Below are 16,409 nucleotides of genomic sequence, written 5' to 3' on the forward strand. Positions count from 1 at the left end.
CGGGTTTTTCTGCATCAATACTTTATTGCTCTACGGTAATTGTGATTATCATCTTACCCAGACCCAGACCCAGACCCAGACCCAGACCCAGACCCAGACCCAGACCCAGACCCAGACCCAGACCCAGACCCAGACTCACGCGTTATTTATCCCGTCAATTACCTGAACACCTACTTATCCTATTGGTATCAACGTTGATCCATACAAAATGGAAGGCCAGCTACTGGCTGTTGTCATTGCAGTAGAAAAGGCTGTTATGCCGACTTTTGATGCCGAGAGTGAAAGTCATCAATTATCTTCTTATTCTCTCTTCTATCGCTACTTCTGATGCTGTACCTATCACCAGGAGATGGCATTACCTTGTGCAATATCTCTGCTCAACTTCACACTTATCATCCTTAACTGACTGACAAATAAGAATAATTTTCAATTGAATTCTCTGTGCAAACTAAATAGAGAATATGGTGTGAAAATGTTTTTACAGTACGTTGGCAAAACCTAAAAAACAGGATTATTTGATAAATAAGGGCGTGAATGCCCATCTATAGCAGAGTAATTAGCTAATTATCTTACATTTGAGGGGTAATCTGCCATTTTGTTTTTTGCGGGGATATAGTCATTTCGAGGTCGCTAATGGCTTGTTTTTATTAAATGACACAGCAAGCCTCCTGCTTTTCTAGCCACCTCCTAATAACAATATTTAATCTCAGTAACGGAGGAATCAAACATGGGTGACGCATTAGGTTTGATTGAAACAAAAGGTCTTGTGGCATGTGTTGAAGCTGCAGACGCAATGTGTAAAGCCGCGAATGTCGAACTGATTGGCTACGAAAACGTAGGTTCAGGTTTAGTGACTGCCATGGTCAAAGGTGATGTAGGTGCCGTAAAGGCAGCGGTTGATTCAGGTGTTGAATCTGCACAGCGCGTGGGTGAAGTCGTGACATCGTTAGTGATTGCACGCCCTCATAACGACATCGACAAGATTGTAATTAAGCATAAAGCCTAAGGCTAACAAGGAGTTTGTAATGAAAGACGCATTAGGTTTGATTGAAACTAAAGGCTTGGTCGCATGTATTGAAGCGGCAGATGCAATGTGTAAAGCCGCAAATGTTGATCTGATTGGCTACGAAAATGTGGGTTCAGGTTTAGTTACAGCGATGGTTCGCGGTGATGTAGGTGCGGTAAAAGCCGCGGTTGATTCAGGCGTTGAATCTGCACAACGTGTTGGTGAAGTTGTTACTTCGCTAGTGATTGCTCGTCCACATACTGATATTGAGAAAATCGTTTCTCAATACACCATGACTGAATAAAAGGAATATCCGATGAGAGACTCATTAGGTCTTATTGAAACAAAAGGGTTAGTTCCAGCAATTGAAGCTGCCGATGCAATGTGTAAAGCCGCGAATATTGAACTTATCGGCTACGAAAATGTGGGCTCAGGTTTAGTGACTGTAATGGTAAAAGGCGATGTAGGCGCTGTGAATGCTGCGGTTGAGTCTGGCATCGAAGCGGCTCAGAAAGTTGGCACTGTGGTATCACACCGTGTGATTGCTCGCCCACATAACGACATCGAAAAAATTGCCTCTCAGCACCGAGCATGAGGATAGTCCTGCTGGCTGGGCGATGCCTCGCTAGCGGGAAGTAAGATGAAGGATTATGGTCATGATGTTAGATAAAGATTTGCAATCCATTCAAGCCGCTCGTGAGTTGGTGAAGAATGCGAAAAATGCTCAGCGTCAATTTGCGAAGTTCACACAAGAACAAGTTGATAAAATTGTTGCTCACATTGCTGCTGAAGCCGCGCGCCATGCAGAAACGTTAGCGAAGTCAGCTCACCAAGAAACAGGTTTTGGTCGCTGGCAAGACAAGGTACTTAAAAACCTATTTGCTTCAACCCAAGTACACCAACATATCCGCGATATGAAAACCGTGGGCATTATTGCTGACGACTCAGCGAAAAAGGTCATGGAAGTCGGTGTTCCACTTGGTGTGATTACAGCGTTAGTCCCGTCGACAAACCCAACGTCGACAATTTTCTACAAAACATTGATCGCTTTAAAAGCGGGTAATGCCATCATTTTCTCGCCACACCCGAATGCAAAAGTGTGTAGCCAGCAAGCAATTGATGTTGTTAAACGTGCAGCATTAGAAGCGGGCGCTCCTGAAGGGATTGTCGACGGTGTAACGTTATTAACAATGCAAGCAACTGAAACGCTAATGAAGAGCAAAGATGTGTCTTTGATCTTAGCGACAGGTGGTGAAGGCATGGTGCGTGCAGCTTATGCTTCAGGTACGCCAACTATCAGTGGTGGTCCAGGCAATGGTCCTGCATTCATTGAGCGCAGTGCGAATATACCGCAAGCCGTCAAAGATATTATCACCAGTAAAACATTTGATAACGGTGTTATTTGTGCGTCAGAGCAATCCATTATTGCTGAGCGTTGCATTTATGACCAAGTTCATTTCGAGTTAGTTCGTCAAGGTGCTTACCTGATGAATGAACAAGAATCAGATCAACTTGCTGCAATCTTATTGCGTCCAAATGGCATGATCAATCCAGAGTTAGTTGGTCAGTGCGCTGTTACGTTAGCACAAAAAGCGGGCTTTATTGTTCCTGCTACAACAACGGTATTAGTGTCACCACAAACGACAGTATCCCCGCAAAACCCATACTCACGCGAAAAACTGTGTCCTGTACTTGGTCTGTATGTTGAAGAAAACTGGCACACAGCGTGCGAGCGAGTTTTAGCTTTGCTAACCAATGAAGGCATGGGTCATACCCTGGTTATTCATACTCAGAATCCTGACGTAGTACGCGAATTTGCATTAGAAAAACCTGTCTTCAGAATGCTAGTGAATACGCCTGCAGCCCTTGGTGGCATTGGAGCAACAACCAATATTACGCCAGCCCTGACATTGGGTTGTGGTGCACTTGGTGGTGGTTCTAGCTCCGATAACGTTGGCCCGATGAACTTATTGAATGTAAGAAAAGTCGGCTATGGCGTCCGTTCTATCGAAGACCTTCGTCAACCTGTTGCCGCACCTGCTCCTGCTTGCGAGCCGACATTCAGTGCGTGTGTTGAACCAACTGTCGCTCCGACAGCTGTAGTCAAGTCTGTCAGTATTTTTGAAGATACACGCTTCACAGGTTCTGATGTAGCGCCAACGGTAGCCGTAATTCCTGCTGCTTCAAACGCCATTGCCTCTAATCAAGGTGACGATCGTTTTACAACCGCAGTAAGCCCTGCAAATGACGAGATAAATGAAGCGCAAGTTGAGCGCATCATTAAACAAGTCATGGGTCGTCTTGCGCCATAGCACTTAAACCAAGGTGGTAAGAATATGATTCTTGCAACAGTGACTGGACGTGTCGTCGCTACCCAGAAAAGTGATGAGCTACGTGGTTCCAATTTATTACTTGTAACAGCACTTGGCGATGATTTAGAGCCTGTGAAAGATCGTACTTATGTCGCGGTTGATTGTGTTGGCGCAGGTGTTAACGACCATGTGTTAGTTGAAGAGTACTTTGCGCTCCATAAGCAAGAGTACAAGGCTATGTCGATTGTCGGCATCGTAGAAAAGATCCATCAAGGTCGATAGGGAAAGGCAGAAACATGAATGAATTTCAGATCAAGCCAGCCATTCAATTTGGTGCTAACGCACTGACTAAATTGCGCACTCTACAAGGTCAGCGTGCATTGATCATCACAGATCAAGCCATGGTTAAGTTTGGTATCGCAGAAATGGTTGGCCAGCATTTGCAAGCGAATCAGATGGTGGTTGATGTATTTGCTGATGTGACGCCCGATCCTGATTTGGCTGTGATTGCGAATGGTATGAAAGCGTTTGTTGCTGCAAAACCAGACGTTGTGGTTGCGGTCGGTGGAGGCTCTGTTATCGATGCGGCGAAAGGGGTGATTTATACCTTATCGCAAGGTGGTCAGTTACAGCACAAGCCGTACTTTGTCGCGATTCCTACAACCAGTGGCACTGGCTCTGAGGTGACAGCCTTTTCAGTGATTAAATCTAACACTGAAAAGTGGGTTGTCGTTGATGAATACATGCTACCAGACCTTGCCATTCTTGACCCTGCATTGGTGAAGTCAGTACCTGCAGCGATCACTGCTGATACCGGGATGGATGTTCTGTGTCATGCGTTAGAAGCTTACGTGTCTAACCAAGCTTCTGATTTTAGTGATGCACTGGCAGAAAAAGCCGTTCAGCTAGTTTTTGCTCACCTGTTGGATTGTTACCTGCAAGGTAGTGACCTTCAAGCACGTGAAAAAATGCACAACGCATCGTGTATTGCGGGTATGGCATTTACCAATGCTTCTTTGGGGATCACCCACAGTCTGGCACATGCGCTTGGCGGTAAATTTGGTGTACCGCACGGCCGTGCCAATGCCTTATTAATGAGCCAGATAGTTGCTTTTAACGCTGACTTCACTGGGGCATGTGATACGCCTGCGGCGAAGAAATACGCACGACTCGCAGCAATGCTTGGTTTACCAGCTGCTGATTATCGTGAAGGTGTGCGTAGCTTATTAGTCGCCATAGATGTGCTACGTGAACAACTTGGGTTACCTACCAATATTCAAGCTTGTGGTATTGCAGAGCATGACTTTAACACCGCACTGACTGCGATGGTAACGCTGGCCGAACAAGACAACTGTACCCCAACCAGTCCGCGCTCCGCGAGCGCAATAGAACTGGAAACCTTGTATCGCCAGAGTTTTCTATCGGCACCGTTAACGTAACTGTCGTTATGTAAAAACGGTTACGCATTTATCCAATATTCGAATGGCCAGTATTGCTGGCCAAATTGAAACAAAATAGTAGGAGAGGCTAAAATGGCCAACTATTCTCTAACGCCGCGTGTAAAAATGCTGGCTGAAAAGTTACTTGCAAAAAACAGCTCTATTAATTCAGAACGTGCAACTATTTTAGCCTCTATTGGCGAAGACATTGCTGGCATGCAACCGCTGGTTAAAAAAGCACAACACTTCAGTCAACTAATGTCAGATCTACCGTTATACATCGGCCAAGATGAATTAATTGTAGGTAGTCAATCATCAGCATTACGTGGCGCTATTTTCCATACAGAAGAAGAGCTTAATAGCCCGTCGGTATTTGGATTCTTAAATAGCGATACAAGTAACACGCCAGATTACATGACAGTGATTAGCACCGGTCTTAAAGTGCTCGAGCAGCACATGGAATCTCGCCTTAAAAATATTGGTAGCGCGATCAGCCGTAATGGCATGGACGAAGTTAACCAAGGCAAAGCCATGTTGTTGGCTTGCAAAGGTGCCGACACCTTGACCCAACGTTTAGCCGCAGAATTAGATGCGAAAGCGAGCGCTGAAAGTCACCCATACCGTAAAGCTGAACTACAAGAAGCTGCAGCAACACTGCGTCATATTCTTGGCCAACCAGCGCGCACATTTAAAGAAGCGTGTCAGGCGTTCTACTTAATTCAACTGATGATGCACCTTGATAACGGCGGTTACGCTGTCGGCCATATTGGCTTCGATAAAGCGCTTTACGGTTACTACCAACGTGATATTAATGCGGGTGTGATCACCGCAGAACAAGCTTACGAAGTGGTTGAGTCTTTATGGCTGAAACTGGTTGAGCTTTCTGAAGTGCGTGCTGATGTTGCAACTGCTGGCTACCCAATGTTCGATTGGTTAGTGCAAGGCGGCCAGATGACAGATGGTCAACTGGTACAAAACGAACTTTCTACCATGTTACTTGCGGCACGTAATAATCTAGCAAGCTTGAACAATGCGCTACAAATGCGTTTATACCAAGCTGGCGCTGTTGCTGCGACGACGACAAAAGCATCGTGTTTTGCCGCTGCTGCAGAATGTGATGTGAAAGAAATGGAAGGGTTAACGCCACGTATGCAACGCTTACGTAGTAACTACCTAAAAGCACGTCCAAGCGTGTCTATCTACCGCGCTCAAGCATTTACCGAAGTGACCAAAAAACACCAAGGCCTACCGCTCATTTTATTGCGCGCTAAAGCTTTCCGTTTTGCGTGTGAAACGGCACCGCTACTTATTCAAGATGATGAACTTATTGTTGGTCATCCATGTGGCAAACCACGTGCTGGTGCATTCTCGCCAGATATCGCGTGGCGTTGGGTACGTGATGAGCTTGATACCATGAGCACGCGCGCACAAGACCCGTTTGAAATTTCAGAAGAAGACAAACGCGTTATTCGCGAAGAGATCGTTCCGTTCTGGGAAGGCCGTTCGCTTGATGAAATTTGTGAAGCGCAATACCGCGAAGCAGGGCTTTGGGACTTCAGTGGTGAAACCTTTGTCAGTGATTTGTCTTACCACCAAATTAACGGTGGTGGTGATACTTGCCCGGGTTACGACATTCTACTGTTCACAAAAGGTATGAACGGTATTAAAGCTGATGCGGAAGAAAAATTGGCATCGCTAAGTATGGAAAACCCAGACGACATCGACAAGATCTACTTCTATAAAGCATCGATTGAAACCTGTGAAGGTGTAGTGGCTTATTCGCACCGTATCGCAGCACATGCATTGGAATTAGCGGAAAAAGAAACGAACCCACAACGTCGTGCTGAGCTATTAACTATTGCTCAAACGAACGAAAACGTACCTGCAAATCCGCCTAAAACATTGCAAGAAGCACTGCAAAGCATCTGGACTATTGAGTCGTTATTTGAAGTGGAAGAAAACCAAACGGGTCTGTCACTTGGACGTTTAGACCAGTACTGCTACCCAATGTACCGTGCAGATATTGATTCAGGACGCCTAACAGAAGAGCAAGCGCTTGAAATGATGCAAGCTTTCATCATCAAGTGTGCTGAATTGATGTGGATGTCGAGCGAGCTAGGTGCGAAATACTTCGCGGGTTACCAGCCGTTTATTAACTTAACAGTGGGTGGCCAGAAGCGCCAAGGTGGTGATGCAACCAATGATCTTACGCTGATGATCATGGACGCAGTGCGCTATGTAAAAGTGTACCAACCGTCGCTGGCATGTCGTATCCACAACCAATCACCACAGCATTACCTAGAGAAAATTGTGGATGTGGTTAAAGCAGGCATGGGCTTCCCAGCTTGTCACTTCGATGACTCTCACATCAAGATGATGCTACGTAAAGGTTACGATTTTGAAGATGCACGCGATTACTGCCTAATGGGCTGTGTGGAACCGCAAAAATCGGGCCGTATTTACCAATGGACATCAACAGGTTACACCCAATGGCCGATTGCGATTGAGTTCGTTCTAAACCGAGGCCGTATGGTGTTATTTGATAGTTACCAAGGTCTTGATACGGGCGAATTAAACCAAATTCACTCTTTCGAACAATTCGAGCGAGCAGTGAAAGTACAGATTGCACACATCATCAAATTGTCTGCAATTGGTACCGTTATTAGCCAACGTGTACACCGCGATGTTGCGCCTAAGCCACTGATGTCTTTGATGGTTGAAGGCTGTATGGAGCAAGGTAAAGACGTAGCTGCGGGTGGCGCGGTAATCAACCACGGCCCTGGTTTGATTTTCTCTGGTCTAGCGACCTATGTCGATTCAATGGCTGCTATTCGCAAGTTGGTCTTTGAAGATAAGAAATACACCTTAGATCAAATACGAGATGCGATGCTGGCTAACTTCGAAGGCTTTGAAGAGCTTCGCCGCGACTGCTTAAACGCACCTAAATTCGGTAACGATGATAACTATGCCGATGAGTTTGCTCTGGATATTACCGAATGGACCGAACGCGAATGTCGCGATTACCAAATGCTGTATTCAACCATGAGTCACGGCACCTTATCTATCTCTAATAACACCCCAATTGGTGAGTTAACCAATGCAACGCCAAACGGACGTTTAGCATGGATGCCGCTATCGGATGGTATCAGCCCGACCCAAGGCGCTGATAAAAATGGTCCAACAGCCATCATTAAATCAGTCAGTAAAATGAACGTTGAAACCATGAATATCGGCATGGTGCACAACTTCAAATTCCTGAAAGGGCTACTTGATACCCCTGAAGGGAAAAACGGTCTGATCACCTTATTACGTACTGCATCAATTTTGGGTAACGGCCAAATGCAATTCAGCTACGTCGATAACGAAGTGTTGAAAAAAGCCCAACTTGAACCTGAAAAATACCGCGACTTGATTGTTCGTGTTGCAGGCTACAGCGCTTACTTCGTTGAACTTTGTAAAGAAGTTCAGGATGAAATCATCAGCCGTACGGTTTTAGAAAAATTCTAACCCAGCACTAAGGGGGTGAAAGCCCCCTTACATAAAACACCACTAAGCCTGAACAGTAGCAAATATGTGAAGGCAAATGCGCAAGCAAAGTGAGGAGAACAACAATGACTGGGGTAATTGAAGTGAGTAATGAAACCGAGTTGAAAGGCCGTATTTTTAATATTCAAAAATACTCTATTTATGACGGTGATGGGATCCGTACGCTGATTTTTTTCAAGGGTTGTAACTTACGTTGTGAGTGGTGTGCCAACCCAGAAGGATTAAGCAGTAAGTTTCAAGTGATGTTTAGCCACGACAAATGTATTGCCTGTGGTAAATGTGCCGACGTTTGCCCTGCTGGCGTTCACCTAATGTCGACAGATGCTGATGGCAACGCGGTTCATTCCATTAACCGAAATGTTGATTGTATTGGCTGCCGTAAATGTGAAGACGTTTGTATGGGCAACGCATTAGACATTATGGGCAAAGACGTCACCGTGTCTGAGCTGATGGAAATCGTCATGCAAGATTATGACTTTTATATGTCTTCTGGTGGTGGTGTCACTCTTGGTGGCGGCGAGCTGAGCTTACAAACAGATTTTGCAGCAGCGCTACTTACTGAATGTAAAAAGCAGATGATCAATACCGCCATTGAAACGCAGGGGACAACCAGCCTTGCCAATTACGAAAAGTTAGCTAAATGCACTGATTTGTTCTTGTTTGATATTAAGCAAATCGACACTAACCAGCATCGCGAGCTACTAGGCATAGGTAATGAAGGCGTAAAACGTAACCTTGAACGCCTTGTTGAGCTTGGCGCCAATATTGTGATTCGTATGCCACTGATCCGAGGCCATAACGATTCGTACGACTCGATCACTGGTGCATTTGAATACGTGATGGAGCTAGCCAAACGCGGTAACGGCAATATCCAGCGAATTGATGTTCTACCTTACCACCAGTTTGGTAAAACCAAGTACGACAAGCTCGACATGATTTATCCCATCACCCAAGACCTTGGTTATAGCGATGAAGAGCTGAACCAATTGAGTGACTTTTTCACCAAATTTGATTTCGACATTCGCTTAGTTCGACATTAAGGAGAAATGATGACGATAAGTCTTGGAGTGATAGAAACCGTTGGCTTCACTGCTGCCATTCATGCTGCGGATGCTGCATGTAAAGCAGCTGGCGTGAGCTTAGCGGGGTACCGAAAAGCGGGTTCTGGATTGGTTTCCGTTTACTTTGAAGGTGAAATCAGTGCAGTAAAAGCAGCGGTGGATAGTGGTCTTAATGCTATTCGTGAGCAGTCTGCAAGCAACATGGCGTTAGTGATGGCACGGCCAGATAGCAGTGTGCTCGCTATGTTGGCGAGAGGTCCTATTTTGCAGGCTGTGGCCGATGAATCCGAACGGAAAGTACCGGTTGAAGAAACCGTAATACAGACTTCGATAGAAGAAGAGGTAATACCTGAACTGACGTCAATGAATGAGGCTGTGCAAGCAGAATCAATCAAGGCGAATGATGGTGAAAATAAAACAATTGCAACGAATTCGTTATCAGACTCTCAACCTGCTGAGACGTCGGAGCCAGCGGTTCCAACAGCAATGGAGCAACAACCTGCAATAGCCAAAGAAACACAAGAAGAGACACCCGTAACCAATGAGCCGAAACGTAAGCCCGCGTCATCGCGTCGTAAACGAGCAAGCGCAACAAAATCGCAGGGAAGTAAAAAATGATTAATACGGCATTAATGAATCAAATTCAGCTGCGCCTACCTGCTTCACAAGCGTGGGCACAAGCCGTGTCGTCGGATACCCCTGTTGGTATTCCAACTGGGGTATCAAACCGCCATGTACACCTTTCGCAACCTGATATTGAAGCACTGTTTGGTGCAGGTTATCAACTAACGCCGCTAAAGGAACTGCGTCAACCTGGTCAATTTGCAGCCCAAGAGTGCGTCATGGTTGTTGGTCCTAAAGGCAGTCTAAGTAAAGTGCGTGTATTAGGTCCCGCAAGGGCAGAAACACAACTCGAAGTATCAAAGGCTGATTGCTATGCCTTAGGCATTAAAGCCCCAGTTCGAGAGTCTGGAGATTTATATCAATCTGCTGATGCATTGCTAGTGGGCACTGCTGGGCATGCCAATCTGCAATCAAAAGTTATCTGTGCGCAACGTCATATTCATATGTCACCGCAAGATGCTTTGGTACTAGGGGTTGAGCATGGTCAAAAAGTACGCGTCAGTGCTGGGCAGCAATGTGGGTTGGTATTTGAACAAGTGGTTGTTCGAGTCGATAGCCGTTACGCACTTGAGTTTCATATCGACACGGATGAAGCCAATGCCGCAGGTATTCGTTCAGGCGACGCAGTTTATCTCGTGAGTTAACGGAGTAAAGCATGAGTGAGCAAGGTTTTAACGACAGCACTATTAACACCATCGTTGAACAAGTACTCGCGAAAATGGGTAAGCCAACATTAATTGTGCTGACTGCAGCCAATGGTTATCACCATGAAATAGCGAATCAATTGGCTACATGGCAAGGGATACATTGGCATATTTTGGCGAGCCAAAACTCAAACCAGCACCTTAAAAATGAACTGATGGCAGTCCAGCACCTTGGTACTCAAGCCCACTGGGATGGCACAAATCCATCAGAGTGGCTTAACCAATATGCGCAAATACTGTTTCCTTATTTGGATTTTGCCACCCTTGGTGAAGTCAGTAACGGGATGTATTTAAGCCCGGCGGCAGTCTTGTTTCAGTATGCGCTGATGAAAGGCATGCCAACGTACGTATTGGATTATCAGTGTGATTTAACCAGCGAGCTTAATCAATTACTCGGTCTATCGACTAATGCCGCTATGTGTGAGAGAGCAAAACAACAACTCGTAACCATAACAACATTAGGCGCTAAAAGCGGGTCGTTAACTGACATAAAAGCGGTAATGCAAGAGACGGAAACACAAGGCATGGCGTTAAATAAGCCAGAAACACCGAGTGTATCTACAGCTGATCCGCTATCAGGATATATCACCCTTAATGAGGTGAAAAGCAAAGGAGTGAATGCCTACACGTTGCAAGATAATTTAACGGATCTTGCCGCGGAATACATAAAAGAACAACAACAGTGAGTGTGACAATTTTATCCAATCGTAAGACAAAATTTAATTTAAGCTAGGAGCTGAAAATGTCTGAATCTGTAAAAAAATGGTTGTGGATGGTACTGGTTATTGCATCTGAAACCTCGGCAACATCAACCCTAAAAATGTTTGATACCAGTGTTGGTTTCACTAAAACGGCATTGCTAGCGGTTATCGTTCTTCTTTACATCGTTTGTTATTACTCTCTGTCGCAAGCAGTGAAATACTTACCGGTAGGTTTAGCGTATGCGACATGGTCTGGTACTGGGATCTTATTAGTATCAACCTTGGGCATGGTGTTCTACGGTCAACACCCTGATATGGCGGCAATGATAGGTATGACGATCATTGCCAGCGGCATCATCATCATGAACCTGTTCTCAAAAATGGGTGAAGAAGAAACCGAAGAAGTGGAAGTAAAAACAACAATTAAAGAGGGAGAAGTACAATGTTAAATGCAGGCGTATTATGGTTAGCTTTGTCTATCTGTTCTGAAATCACAGGTACCTCGTTCATAAAAAAAACCAATAACTTCCGTAAGCTTGGTCCGTCAATCCTTGTGATTAGTGCTTACAGTATTTGTTACTTTGCACTGACAAAAGCAATGGGTTATATCCCCGTTGGTATTGCTTACTCTTTATGGTGTGGTTTCGGTATTGTTGGTGTAACGCTTTGTTCTATGGTGCTATATAAACAAAAACCTGATCTTCCCGCGATTATCGCAATGGGCTTGATTATCACTGGTGGCATTACCATGAATATGTTCTCACAAATGTAATCACCCTGTGGTTGAATTTGTATTTAAAGCCGGCGAATAGTCGGCTTTGTTGTATCGGTAACTTATTGTTTTACTTGCTACAAAGTAATGTGATTTATGCTGTGGTAGAGTGGCGCTACTCATAAAAGAATAACAGGTCAAAACCAATGAAAGGGATGATGATATTACTGAGTGCGCTTTGTATCAGTGCTTCTGCCCAAGCATTTGAGAGTAAAACGATTTCTACAGGTACGAAAACGAAGGTACAAATTGATGTGCCAAACGTTGGAAAGCGGGTGTGCTTTTATGATGATAAAGCTTATTCGTTAGGCGCTGTCATTAGCGTTGAGAAGATATTACTGGAGTGCTTGCCAGAAAAGTCGTTTGAACAAAATGGTGCACTAAGTTGGCACAAAGTCGGTGTTTGATAGCTGCGGATTGGCTTTATTGCTTTAAACGAAAGAGCAGTGGCGATAGACCACTGCTATTACACTAAATTTGTTTGATTCTAGCGTACCATGCGGCCTGAATTAGGTGCTAGTTTACCAGTCCCACCTTGGTGGTGAGTCGCTGTTACACCCATCTCATTCATTAGCAGTTCTTTCATTGCTGCAGCTTCACGACTGTTGGTTGGTTTCCAGCTCGAAATCACTTTTGCCTTGTTAGTTTTCATAAATGCATCCCTTCTTAAATTAAACCTGGTATAAATGTAATGCGTCATAATGCATACTCTGGTTTAGATTTTATACAAAGCTGAGATAATTTCCAGTATTTAATTCGCATAGCGAATTTGAGCTTTTATGCGAAGGGGGAGGCTTAAGCTGGGTTTTTATTCGCATGCAGTGATTTATTTTGCGAGGCTAACCAAGGTTAGTAGATAAGTAATGTATCAATGGTGAAAAAATAATCAGGTGCTGAATGTGATAAACCGTTAAGCACCTGATTAGTTATCCATTCCTATTAAGAATGTTATGAGTCTCTTGATTACTTAGCGATAGAGCGGCTACGTAATTCAAAGATAAGCTTTTCAGCACTGCATTCAAACTCGATACGAGCTGTTAGCTGTTGACTATCTTCTGTGATTTCATTTGTTTCGTGCTTGAAATTTGCATTCACTTCTTTAGCCAATGCTAAGTAGTTATTTAATTCAGCAAGTAGTGCTGTTTTGCCATTAGCAAAAATCTGCACTTCAGCAACATCATCATTTTCTTTAATGATAAATCCCATTTCAGCTGAAACGCCACAAGCTTCACAGGCTTGATGTTCTAAATCTTGGTTTGACATGACTTTAATCCCCATTGGTTTTATGGGCATAGTGTAATGTCTTGGCAGGTTGAGTGCTATGGAATATTGATGAAAAATAGGATTGTAAAAGTTGAATATTCATCCATTCACGTTCATAGAGCGAAAAAAGAGCCTGATAACAGGCTCAAATGACCTAAGTAAAATAATACTAAATGTAATGTCTAGCGATTATTGGCTTCTCGAATGTCATAGCTGTAACCAAGGTTGACGATAGCGCGGTATTTGACATCCCCTTGAGCGGTTGAAAATTCATCAACTTCAATCTGCGAATCATCAATTTGGATTGAATTTGTTTTAAGGCCGTATTCGTAAATGCCCAGTGTGCGTTTGAGCTTTTTCGGTGATGATTGCTCTATGTTTGACGCGAATTGTCTACCCAGCTTATATGCGCCTTCCCGTGAATCGCTGACGCCTGCGGTAAGGTTAATATTCTCTTGTTTAGAATCCCACGAAAATGCGAAAGCGCTGCTGTTAATCAATAACGCTGTGAGTGCTACCAGTAACTTTTTCATGTTCAATCCTCTCTTAATGCTGCTGTTGTTAAGCACATAATGAAGCAGGTGCAAAAATTGAAGTCGGTTATTAAATCAGACCAGTAGCAGAGCTATAACTTTCACCAGAGATGGTAAAAAAAGGAAATTTCAGCAAAGAAACGAAAGGGGATGAGCGAAGTACTCGTAAAACAAAACGTTAAGGCTGTGATGATGTGGTTGGTGGAAAGCTCGCTAATAGCCGCGTAGATAGAGGCTATCAGCGAGATGCTTTTCTAGTTTCTAGTTTCTAGTTTCTAGTTTCTAGCTTGGCGAAGATATGGATATTGTCCAGAATATGCTGGAAAGGATACTGCTCAAGTTTGGCAAAGCCACTCATTTGGCGTGCTTTAACCTTAGTATTTAATGGCGTTGTCATGCCAATTAAAAAACGAGCAATTGCATGTGGTGACGGTGTTGTTTGAGTTTGCTTAACAACAGCTTCAATAAAAGGATCACACCATGCTTTTAGCGTATTCTCTGAGGGTAACTCAGCGTCCAAGCTCTGACTTGGTAGTGTCGCAATACTGTTGCGACAGACTGAGCAATGGCCACATTGCTGAGGGGCATTCTCATCCGCAAAGTATTGTGCCAAACGGTGGCTTAGACACTCACTGGACTCAAAGAAAGCCAGCATATTGTTAAGCCGCTCAATCTCGTTGGTTTCTTTTTGGGTAAATACACCGTGCAATTTCAGCGCGAGCTTTTCAGTGTCAAAGTGCAGGTTATTAATACTATAAACATCGGTCATTTGCTTGCTTTCTAAGGTGATCCAGCCTTTTTCATTAAAGTAATCTATCGCTGAAACAACGCGTTTTCTGTCTGTGCTGTAGCCTTGCCAAAGGGCATCAAAATCAATGCTGTGCCAAGTGCGAGCTTTGGGTGAGCATGCAAAAATTGCACGGACAAAGTTTTGTCGTTCTCCGGAAAATTGCGACACAATCCAGTCAACAGATTGAATGGTTTTGAACTTATAGTCAGCGAAATAAGTGTATTTAGCCTCGATTACACCTTCCATTTCGAGATAGACCAGCAGTGTTTTTAGCGGCAGGGCGCGAATGTTGGTTTCACGAGACAGTTGGGTCATCATGATTTCCCATTGACCTGTTTGCTGCTTAATGTCACTTAATACTGCTTGAATGCTGGTTAAGTCTGGCGTGTCACCATAAACGAAGTTTTCCAGTACATTCACCCCGTTTCGATTCGCTAAAACCGTACAGTGAGACAGCATATTATCTCGTCCAGCGCGGCCGATTTCTTGGCTATAATTTTCAATTGATTTAGGTAAATCAAAGTGAATAACATGACGAATATCTGACTTATCGATACCCATACCAAAAGCAATGGTGGCGACAATACATTGAATCTCTCCAGCCATAAAACGCTGTTGTATCGCTTGGCGTTTATCACTTTCTAACCCTGCGTGGTAAGCCGTTGCTGGTACACCGTGGTAGCTTAGGTACTGCGCTACTTCTTCGGCAGTATGCTGCAAAGTAACATACACAATACTCGACTCTTGTTGGGCGCTAGCAAGGATTTCGTGTAGCGTGTTGCGCTTTTCTTCTTCATCGACAGCTTTAATACTGAGGTCGAGATTGTGGCGATAAAACCCAGTAATAACGGTGCATTCCTCACTGATAGCAAACTTGCTTTGCATATCAGCAATAACCGCAGGTGTCGCTGTTGCTGTGAGCAGTAATACTTGTGGAATATTAAGCGCTTGTCGGTATTCCGGTAGTTTGAGGTAATCAGGGCGGAAGTTATGCCCCCATTCAGAAATACAGTGTGCTTCATCAACAACGAGCATAGAGATCGGGACTTGTTGGATGAACTGACGGAAGCGTTCATTCTTCAAACGCTCGACAGAAATCATCAAGACTTTCATTTCACCTTGACGTACGGCCTGCATGACCTGTTGTGTCTCTTCCCATGTTTGGCTGGAGTCGATAGAGGCCGCCGCAATGCCTTTGTCATGTAAAAAGGCCAGTTGGTCTCGCATTAATGCTAATAAAGGGGAGATAACTAAGGTTAAATGGGGTAAATGCAAGGCTGGTAATTGGTAGCACAATGATTTCCCTGAGCCGGTCGGGAAAATAGCGGCAGCTGACTGGCCTGAAAGGACATGATTAACGACAGTTTCTTGTCCGCCTCGAAGGCTTTCAAAGCCAAAAATGTTCTGGAGAGTTTGCTGATACATGACATGACCTCTAACTAGTTAGCCGCAGTGTACGAAAGATAAGGTTATCTTTCCATCATCAGCTTAATTTATGAATAAGGTTGATTTATCTAATGTGATTATTTTTACAAACACAATTACCTCCTAAAATACGTAAATATTTGATTGTGATAATATTTATCGATATTGATTGTAGTGTTTTTGAATACACCTAATTGAGTCAAACGCGCCTCAAAAAAATAATCCACATCAAA

Annotated in this window: 18 protein-coding genes; 14 read left to right on the forward strand and 4 right to left on the reverse strand. The window is 44.1% G+C overall.

Going from position 1 to position 16,409, the window contains the following annotated elements; all coding sequences use genetic code 11:
• The first annotated feature begins 727 nt into the window (after positions 1-727).
• The 14 genes from OCU87_RS17950 (at position 728) to OCU87_RS18015 (ending at position 12,572) form a co-directional block, all read left to right on the forward strand.
• Positions 728-1,006 (forward strand): BMC domain-containing protein, encoded by a 279-nt coding sequence (locus OCU87_RS17950; RefSeq protein WP_048899356.1) that lies wholly within the window; start codon positions 728-730, stop codon positions 1,004-1,006.
• Between the two features lie 19 nt (positions 1,007-1,025).
• Entirely contained in the window at positions 1,026-1,310 is a 285-nt protein-coding gene (locus OCU87_RS17955) for a BMC domain-containing protein (protein ID WP_062689453.1), read from the forward strand.
• A gap of 12 nt (positions 1,311-1,322) precedes the next feature.
• Entirely contained in the window at positions 1,323-1,601 is a 279-nt protein-coding gene (locus tag OCU87_RS17960) for a BMC domain-containing protein (protein ID WP_062689455.1), read from the forward strand.
• A 61-nt stretch (positions 1,602-1,662) separates the two neighbouring features.
• Entirely contained in the window at positions 1,663-3,318 is a 1,656-nt protein-coding gene (locus OCU87_RS17965) for an acetaldehyde dehydrogenase (acetylating) (protein WP_261858992.1), read from the forward strand.
• 24 nt (positions 3,319-3,342) lie between these two features.
• On the forward strand, positions 3,343-3,600 hold the full coding sequence (locus OCU87_RS17970; RefSeq protein ID WP_062689459.1) for a EutN/CcmL family microcompartment protein: 258 nt from the start codon (positions 3,343-3,345) through the stop codon (positions 3,598-3,600).
• Positions 3,601-3,614: 14 nt separating this feature from the next.
• The gene (locus OCU87_RS17975) at positions 3,615-4,757 is read left to right on the forward strand and encodes a 1-propanol dehydrogenase PduQ (RefSeq protein ID WP_261858993.1); all 1,143 of its coding nucleotides are present in this window, start codon (positions 3,615-3,617) and stop codon (positions 4,755-4,757) included.
• Between the two features lie 93 nt (positions 4,758-4,850).
• Entirely contained in the window at positions 4,851-8,264 is a 3,414-nt protein-coding gene (cutC, locus tag OCU87_RS17980; RefSeq protein ID WP_261858994.1) for a choline trimethylamine-lyase, read from the forward strand.
• 104 nt (positions 8,265-8,368) lie between these two features.
• The gene (gene cutD, locus OCU87_RS17985) at positions 8,369-9,343 is read left to right on the forward strand and encodes a choline TMA-lyase-activating enzyme (protein ID WP_261858995.1); all 975 of its coding nucleotides are present in this window, start codon (positions 8,369-8,371) and stop codon (positions 9,341-9,343) included.
• A gap of 6 nt (positions 9,344-9,349) precedes the next feature.
• Positions 9,350-9,982: a BMC domain-containing protein gene (locus tag OCU87_RS17990; protein ID WP_261858996.1), complete on the forward strand. Its 633-nt coding sequence runs from the start codon at positions 9,350-9,352 to the stop codon at positions 9,980-9,982.
• Complete coding sequence (locus tag OCU87_RS17995) at positions 9,979-10,632, forward strand: phosphate propanoyltransferase (protein ID WP_261858997.1); 654 nt, start codon at positions 9,979-9,981, stop codon at positions 10,630-10,632. Before OCU87_RS17990 ends, OCU87_RS17995 begins: the two co-directional genes overlap by 4 nt.
• An 11-nt stretch (positions 10,633-10,643) precedes the next feature.
• Positions 10,644-11,378, forward strand: a complete 735-nt coding sequence (locus OCU87_RS18000; protein ID WP_261858998.1) for a hypothetical protein — start codon at positions 10,644-10,646, stop codon at positions 11,376-11,378.
• A 56-nt stretch (positions 11,379-11,434) separates the two neighbouring features.
• Positions 11,435-11,842 (forward strand): DMT family transporter, encoded by a 408-nt coding sequence (locus OCU87_RS18005; RefSeq protein WP_261858999.1) that lies wholly within the window; start codon positions 11,435-11,437, stop codon positions 11,840-11,842.
• A complete protein-coding gene (locus OCU87_RS18010; protein WP_062689475.1) occupies positions 11,836-12,165 on the forward strand; it encodes a DMT family transporter in 330 nt (109 codons plus the stop codon). Before OCU87_RS18005 ends, OCU87_RS18010 begins: the two co-directional genes overlap by 7 nt.
• A 146-nt stretch (positions 12,166-12,311) precedes the next feature.
• Positions 12,312-12,572, forward strand: a complete 261-nt coding sequence (locus OCU87_RS18015) for a DUF1496 domain-containing protein (RefSeq protein ID WP_062689477.1) — start codon at positions 12,312-12,314, stop codon at positions 12,570-12,572.
• Between the two features lie 80 nt (positions 12,573-12,652).
• On the opposite strand, the gene OCU87_RS18020 is transcribed toward OCU87_RS18015, so the two are convergent.
• The 4 genes from OCU87_RS18020 to OCU87_RS18035 form a co-directional block, all read right to left on the reverse strand.
• Positions 12,653-12,817 (reverse strand): hypothetical protein, encoded by a 165-nt coding sequence (locus tag OCU87_RS18020; protein ID WP_164488546.1) that lies wholly within the window; start codon positions 12,815-12,817, stop codon positions 12,653-12,655.
• Positions 12,818-13,128: 311 nt separating this feature from the next.
• On the reverse strand, positions 13,129-13,428 hold the full coding sequence (locus OCU87_RS18025; RefSeq protein ID WP_062689478.1) for a DUF406 family protein: 300 nt from the start codon (positions 13,426-13,428) through the stop codon (positions 13,129-13,131).
• Positions 13,429-13,610: 182 nt separating this feature from the next.
• Complete coding sequence (locus OCU87_RS18030) at positions 13,611-13,961, reverse strand: DUF3316 domain-containing protein (RefSeq protein ID WP_261859000.1); 351 nt, start codon at positions 13,959-13,961, stop codon at positions 13,611-13,613.
• 268 nt (positions 13,962-14,229) lie between these two features.
• Positions 14,230-16,176 carry a RecQ family ATP-dependent DNA helicase gene (locus tag OCU87_RS18035; protein ID WP_261859001.1) on the reverse strand — a complete coding sequence of 649 codons (1,947 nt, stop codon included), beginning with the start codon at positions 16,174-16,176 and terminating at the stop codon, positions 14,230-14,232.
• Between the last annotated feature and the right edge of the window lie 233 nt (positions 16,177-16,409).

Source organism: Photobacterium sanguinicancri, assembly GCF_024346675.1.
Lineage (GTDB): Bacteria > Pseudomonadota > Gammaproteobacteria > Enterobacterales > Vibrionaceae > Photobacterium > Photobacterium sanguinicancri.

Excerpts from the sequence above, each read along its gene's own strand:
- OCU87_RS18000 (WP_261858998.1), top strand. The coding sequence starts at position 10,644 with ATGAGTGAGCAAGGTTTTAACGACAGCACTATTAACACCATCGTTGAA.
- OCU87_RS18020 (WP_164488546.1), bottom strand. The coding sequence starts at position 12,817 with ATGAAAACTAACAAGGCAAAAGTGATTTCGAGCTGGAAACCAACCAAC.
- OCU87_RS18015 (WP_062689477.1), top strand. The coding sequence starts at position 12,312 with ATGAAAGGGATGATGATATTACTGAGTGCGCTTTGTATCAGTGCTTCT.
- OCU87_RS17995 (WP_261858997.1), top strand. The coding sequence starts at position 9,979 with ATGATTAATACGGCATTAATGAATCAAATTCAGCTGCGCCTACCTGCT.
- OCU87_RS17975 (WP_261858993.1), top strand. The coding sequence starts at position 3,615 with ATGAATGAATTTCAGATCAAGCCAGCCATTCAATTTGGTGCTAACGCA.
- cutC (WP_261858994.1), top strand. The coding sequence starts at position 4,851 with ATGGCCAACTATTCTCTAACGCCGCGTGTAAAAATGCTGGCTGAAAAG.
- OCU87_RS17960 (WP_062689455.1), top strand. The coding sequence starts at position 1,323 with ATGAGAGACTCATTAGGTCTTATTGAAACAAAAGGGTTAGTTCCAGCA.
- OCU87_RS18030 (WP_261859000.1), bottom strand. The coding sequence starts at position 13,961 with ATGAAAAAGTTACTGGTAGCACTCACAGCGTTATTGATTAACAGCAGC.
- OCU87_RS17990 (WP_261858996.1), top strand. The coding sequence starts at position 9,350 with ATGATGACGATAAGTCTTGGAGTGATAGAAACCGTTGGCTTCACTGCT.
- OCU87_RS18025 (WP_062689478.1), bottom strand. The coding sequence starts at position 13,428 with ATGTCAAACCAAGATTTAGAACATCAAGCCTGTGAAGCTTGTGGCGTT.
- OCU87_RS17965 (WP_261858992.1), top strand. The coding sequence starts at position 1,663 with ATGATGTTAGATAAAGATTTGCAATCCATTCAAGCCGCTCGTGAGTTG.
- OCU87_RS18005 (WP_261858999.1), top strand. The coding sequence starts at position 11,435 with ATGTCTGAATCTGTAAAAAAATGGTTGTGGATGGTACTGGTTATTGCA.
- OCU87_RS18035 (WP_261859001.1), bottom strand. The coding sequence starts at position 16,176 with ATGTATCAGCAAACTCTCCAGAACATTTTTGGCTTTGAAAGCCTTCGA.
- OCU87_RS18010 (WP_062689475.1), top strand. The coding sequence starts at position 11,836 with ATGTTAAATGCAGGCGTATTATGGTTAGCTTTGTCTATCTGTTCTGAA.
- OCU87_RS17950 (WP_048899356.1), top strand. The coding sequence starts at position 728 with ATGGGTGACGCATTAGGTTTGATTGAAACAAAAGGTCTTGTGGCATGT.
- OCU87_RS17970 (WP_062689459.1), top strand. The coding sequence starts at position 3,343 with ATGATTCTTGCAACAGTGACTGGACGTGTCGTCGCTACCCAGAAAAGT.
- OCU87_RS17955 (WP_062689453.1), top strand. The coding sequence starts at position 1,026 with ATGAAAGACGCATTAGGTTTGATTGAAACTAAAGGCTTGGTCGCATGT.
- cutD (WP_261858995.1), top strand. The coding sequence starts at position 8,369 with ATGACTGGGGTAATTGAAGTGAGTAATGAAACCGAGTTGAAAGGCCGT.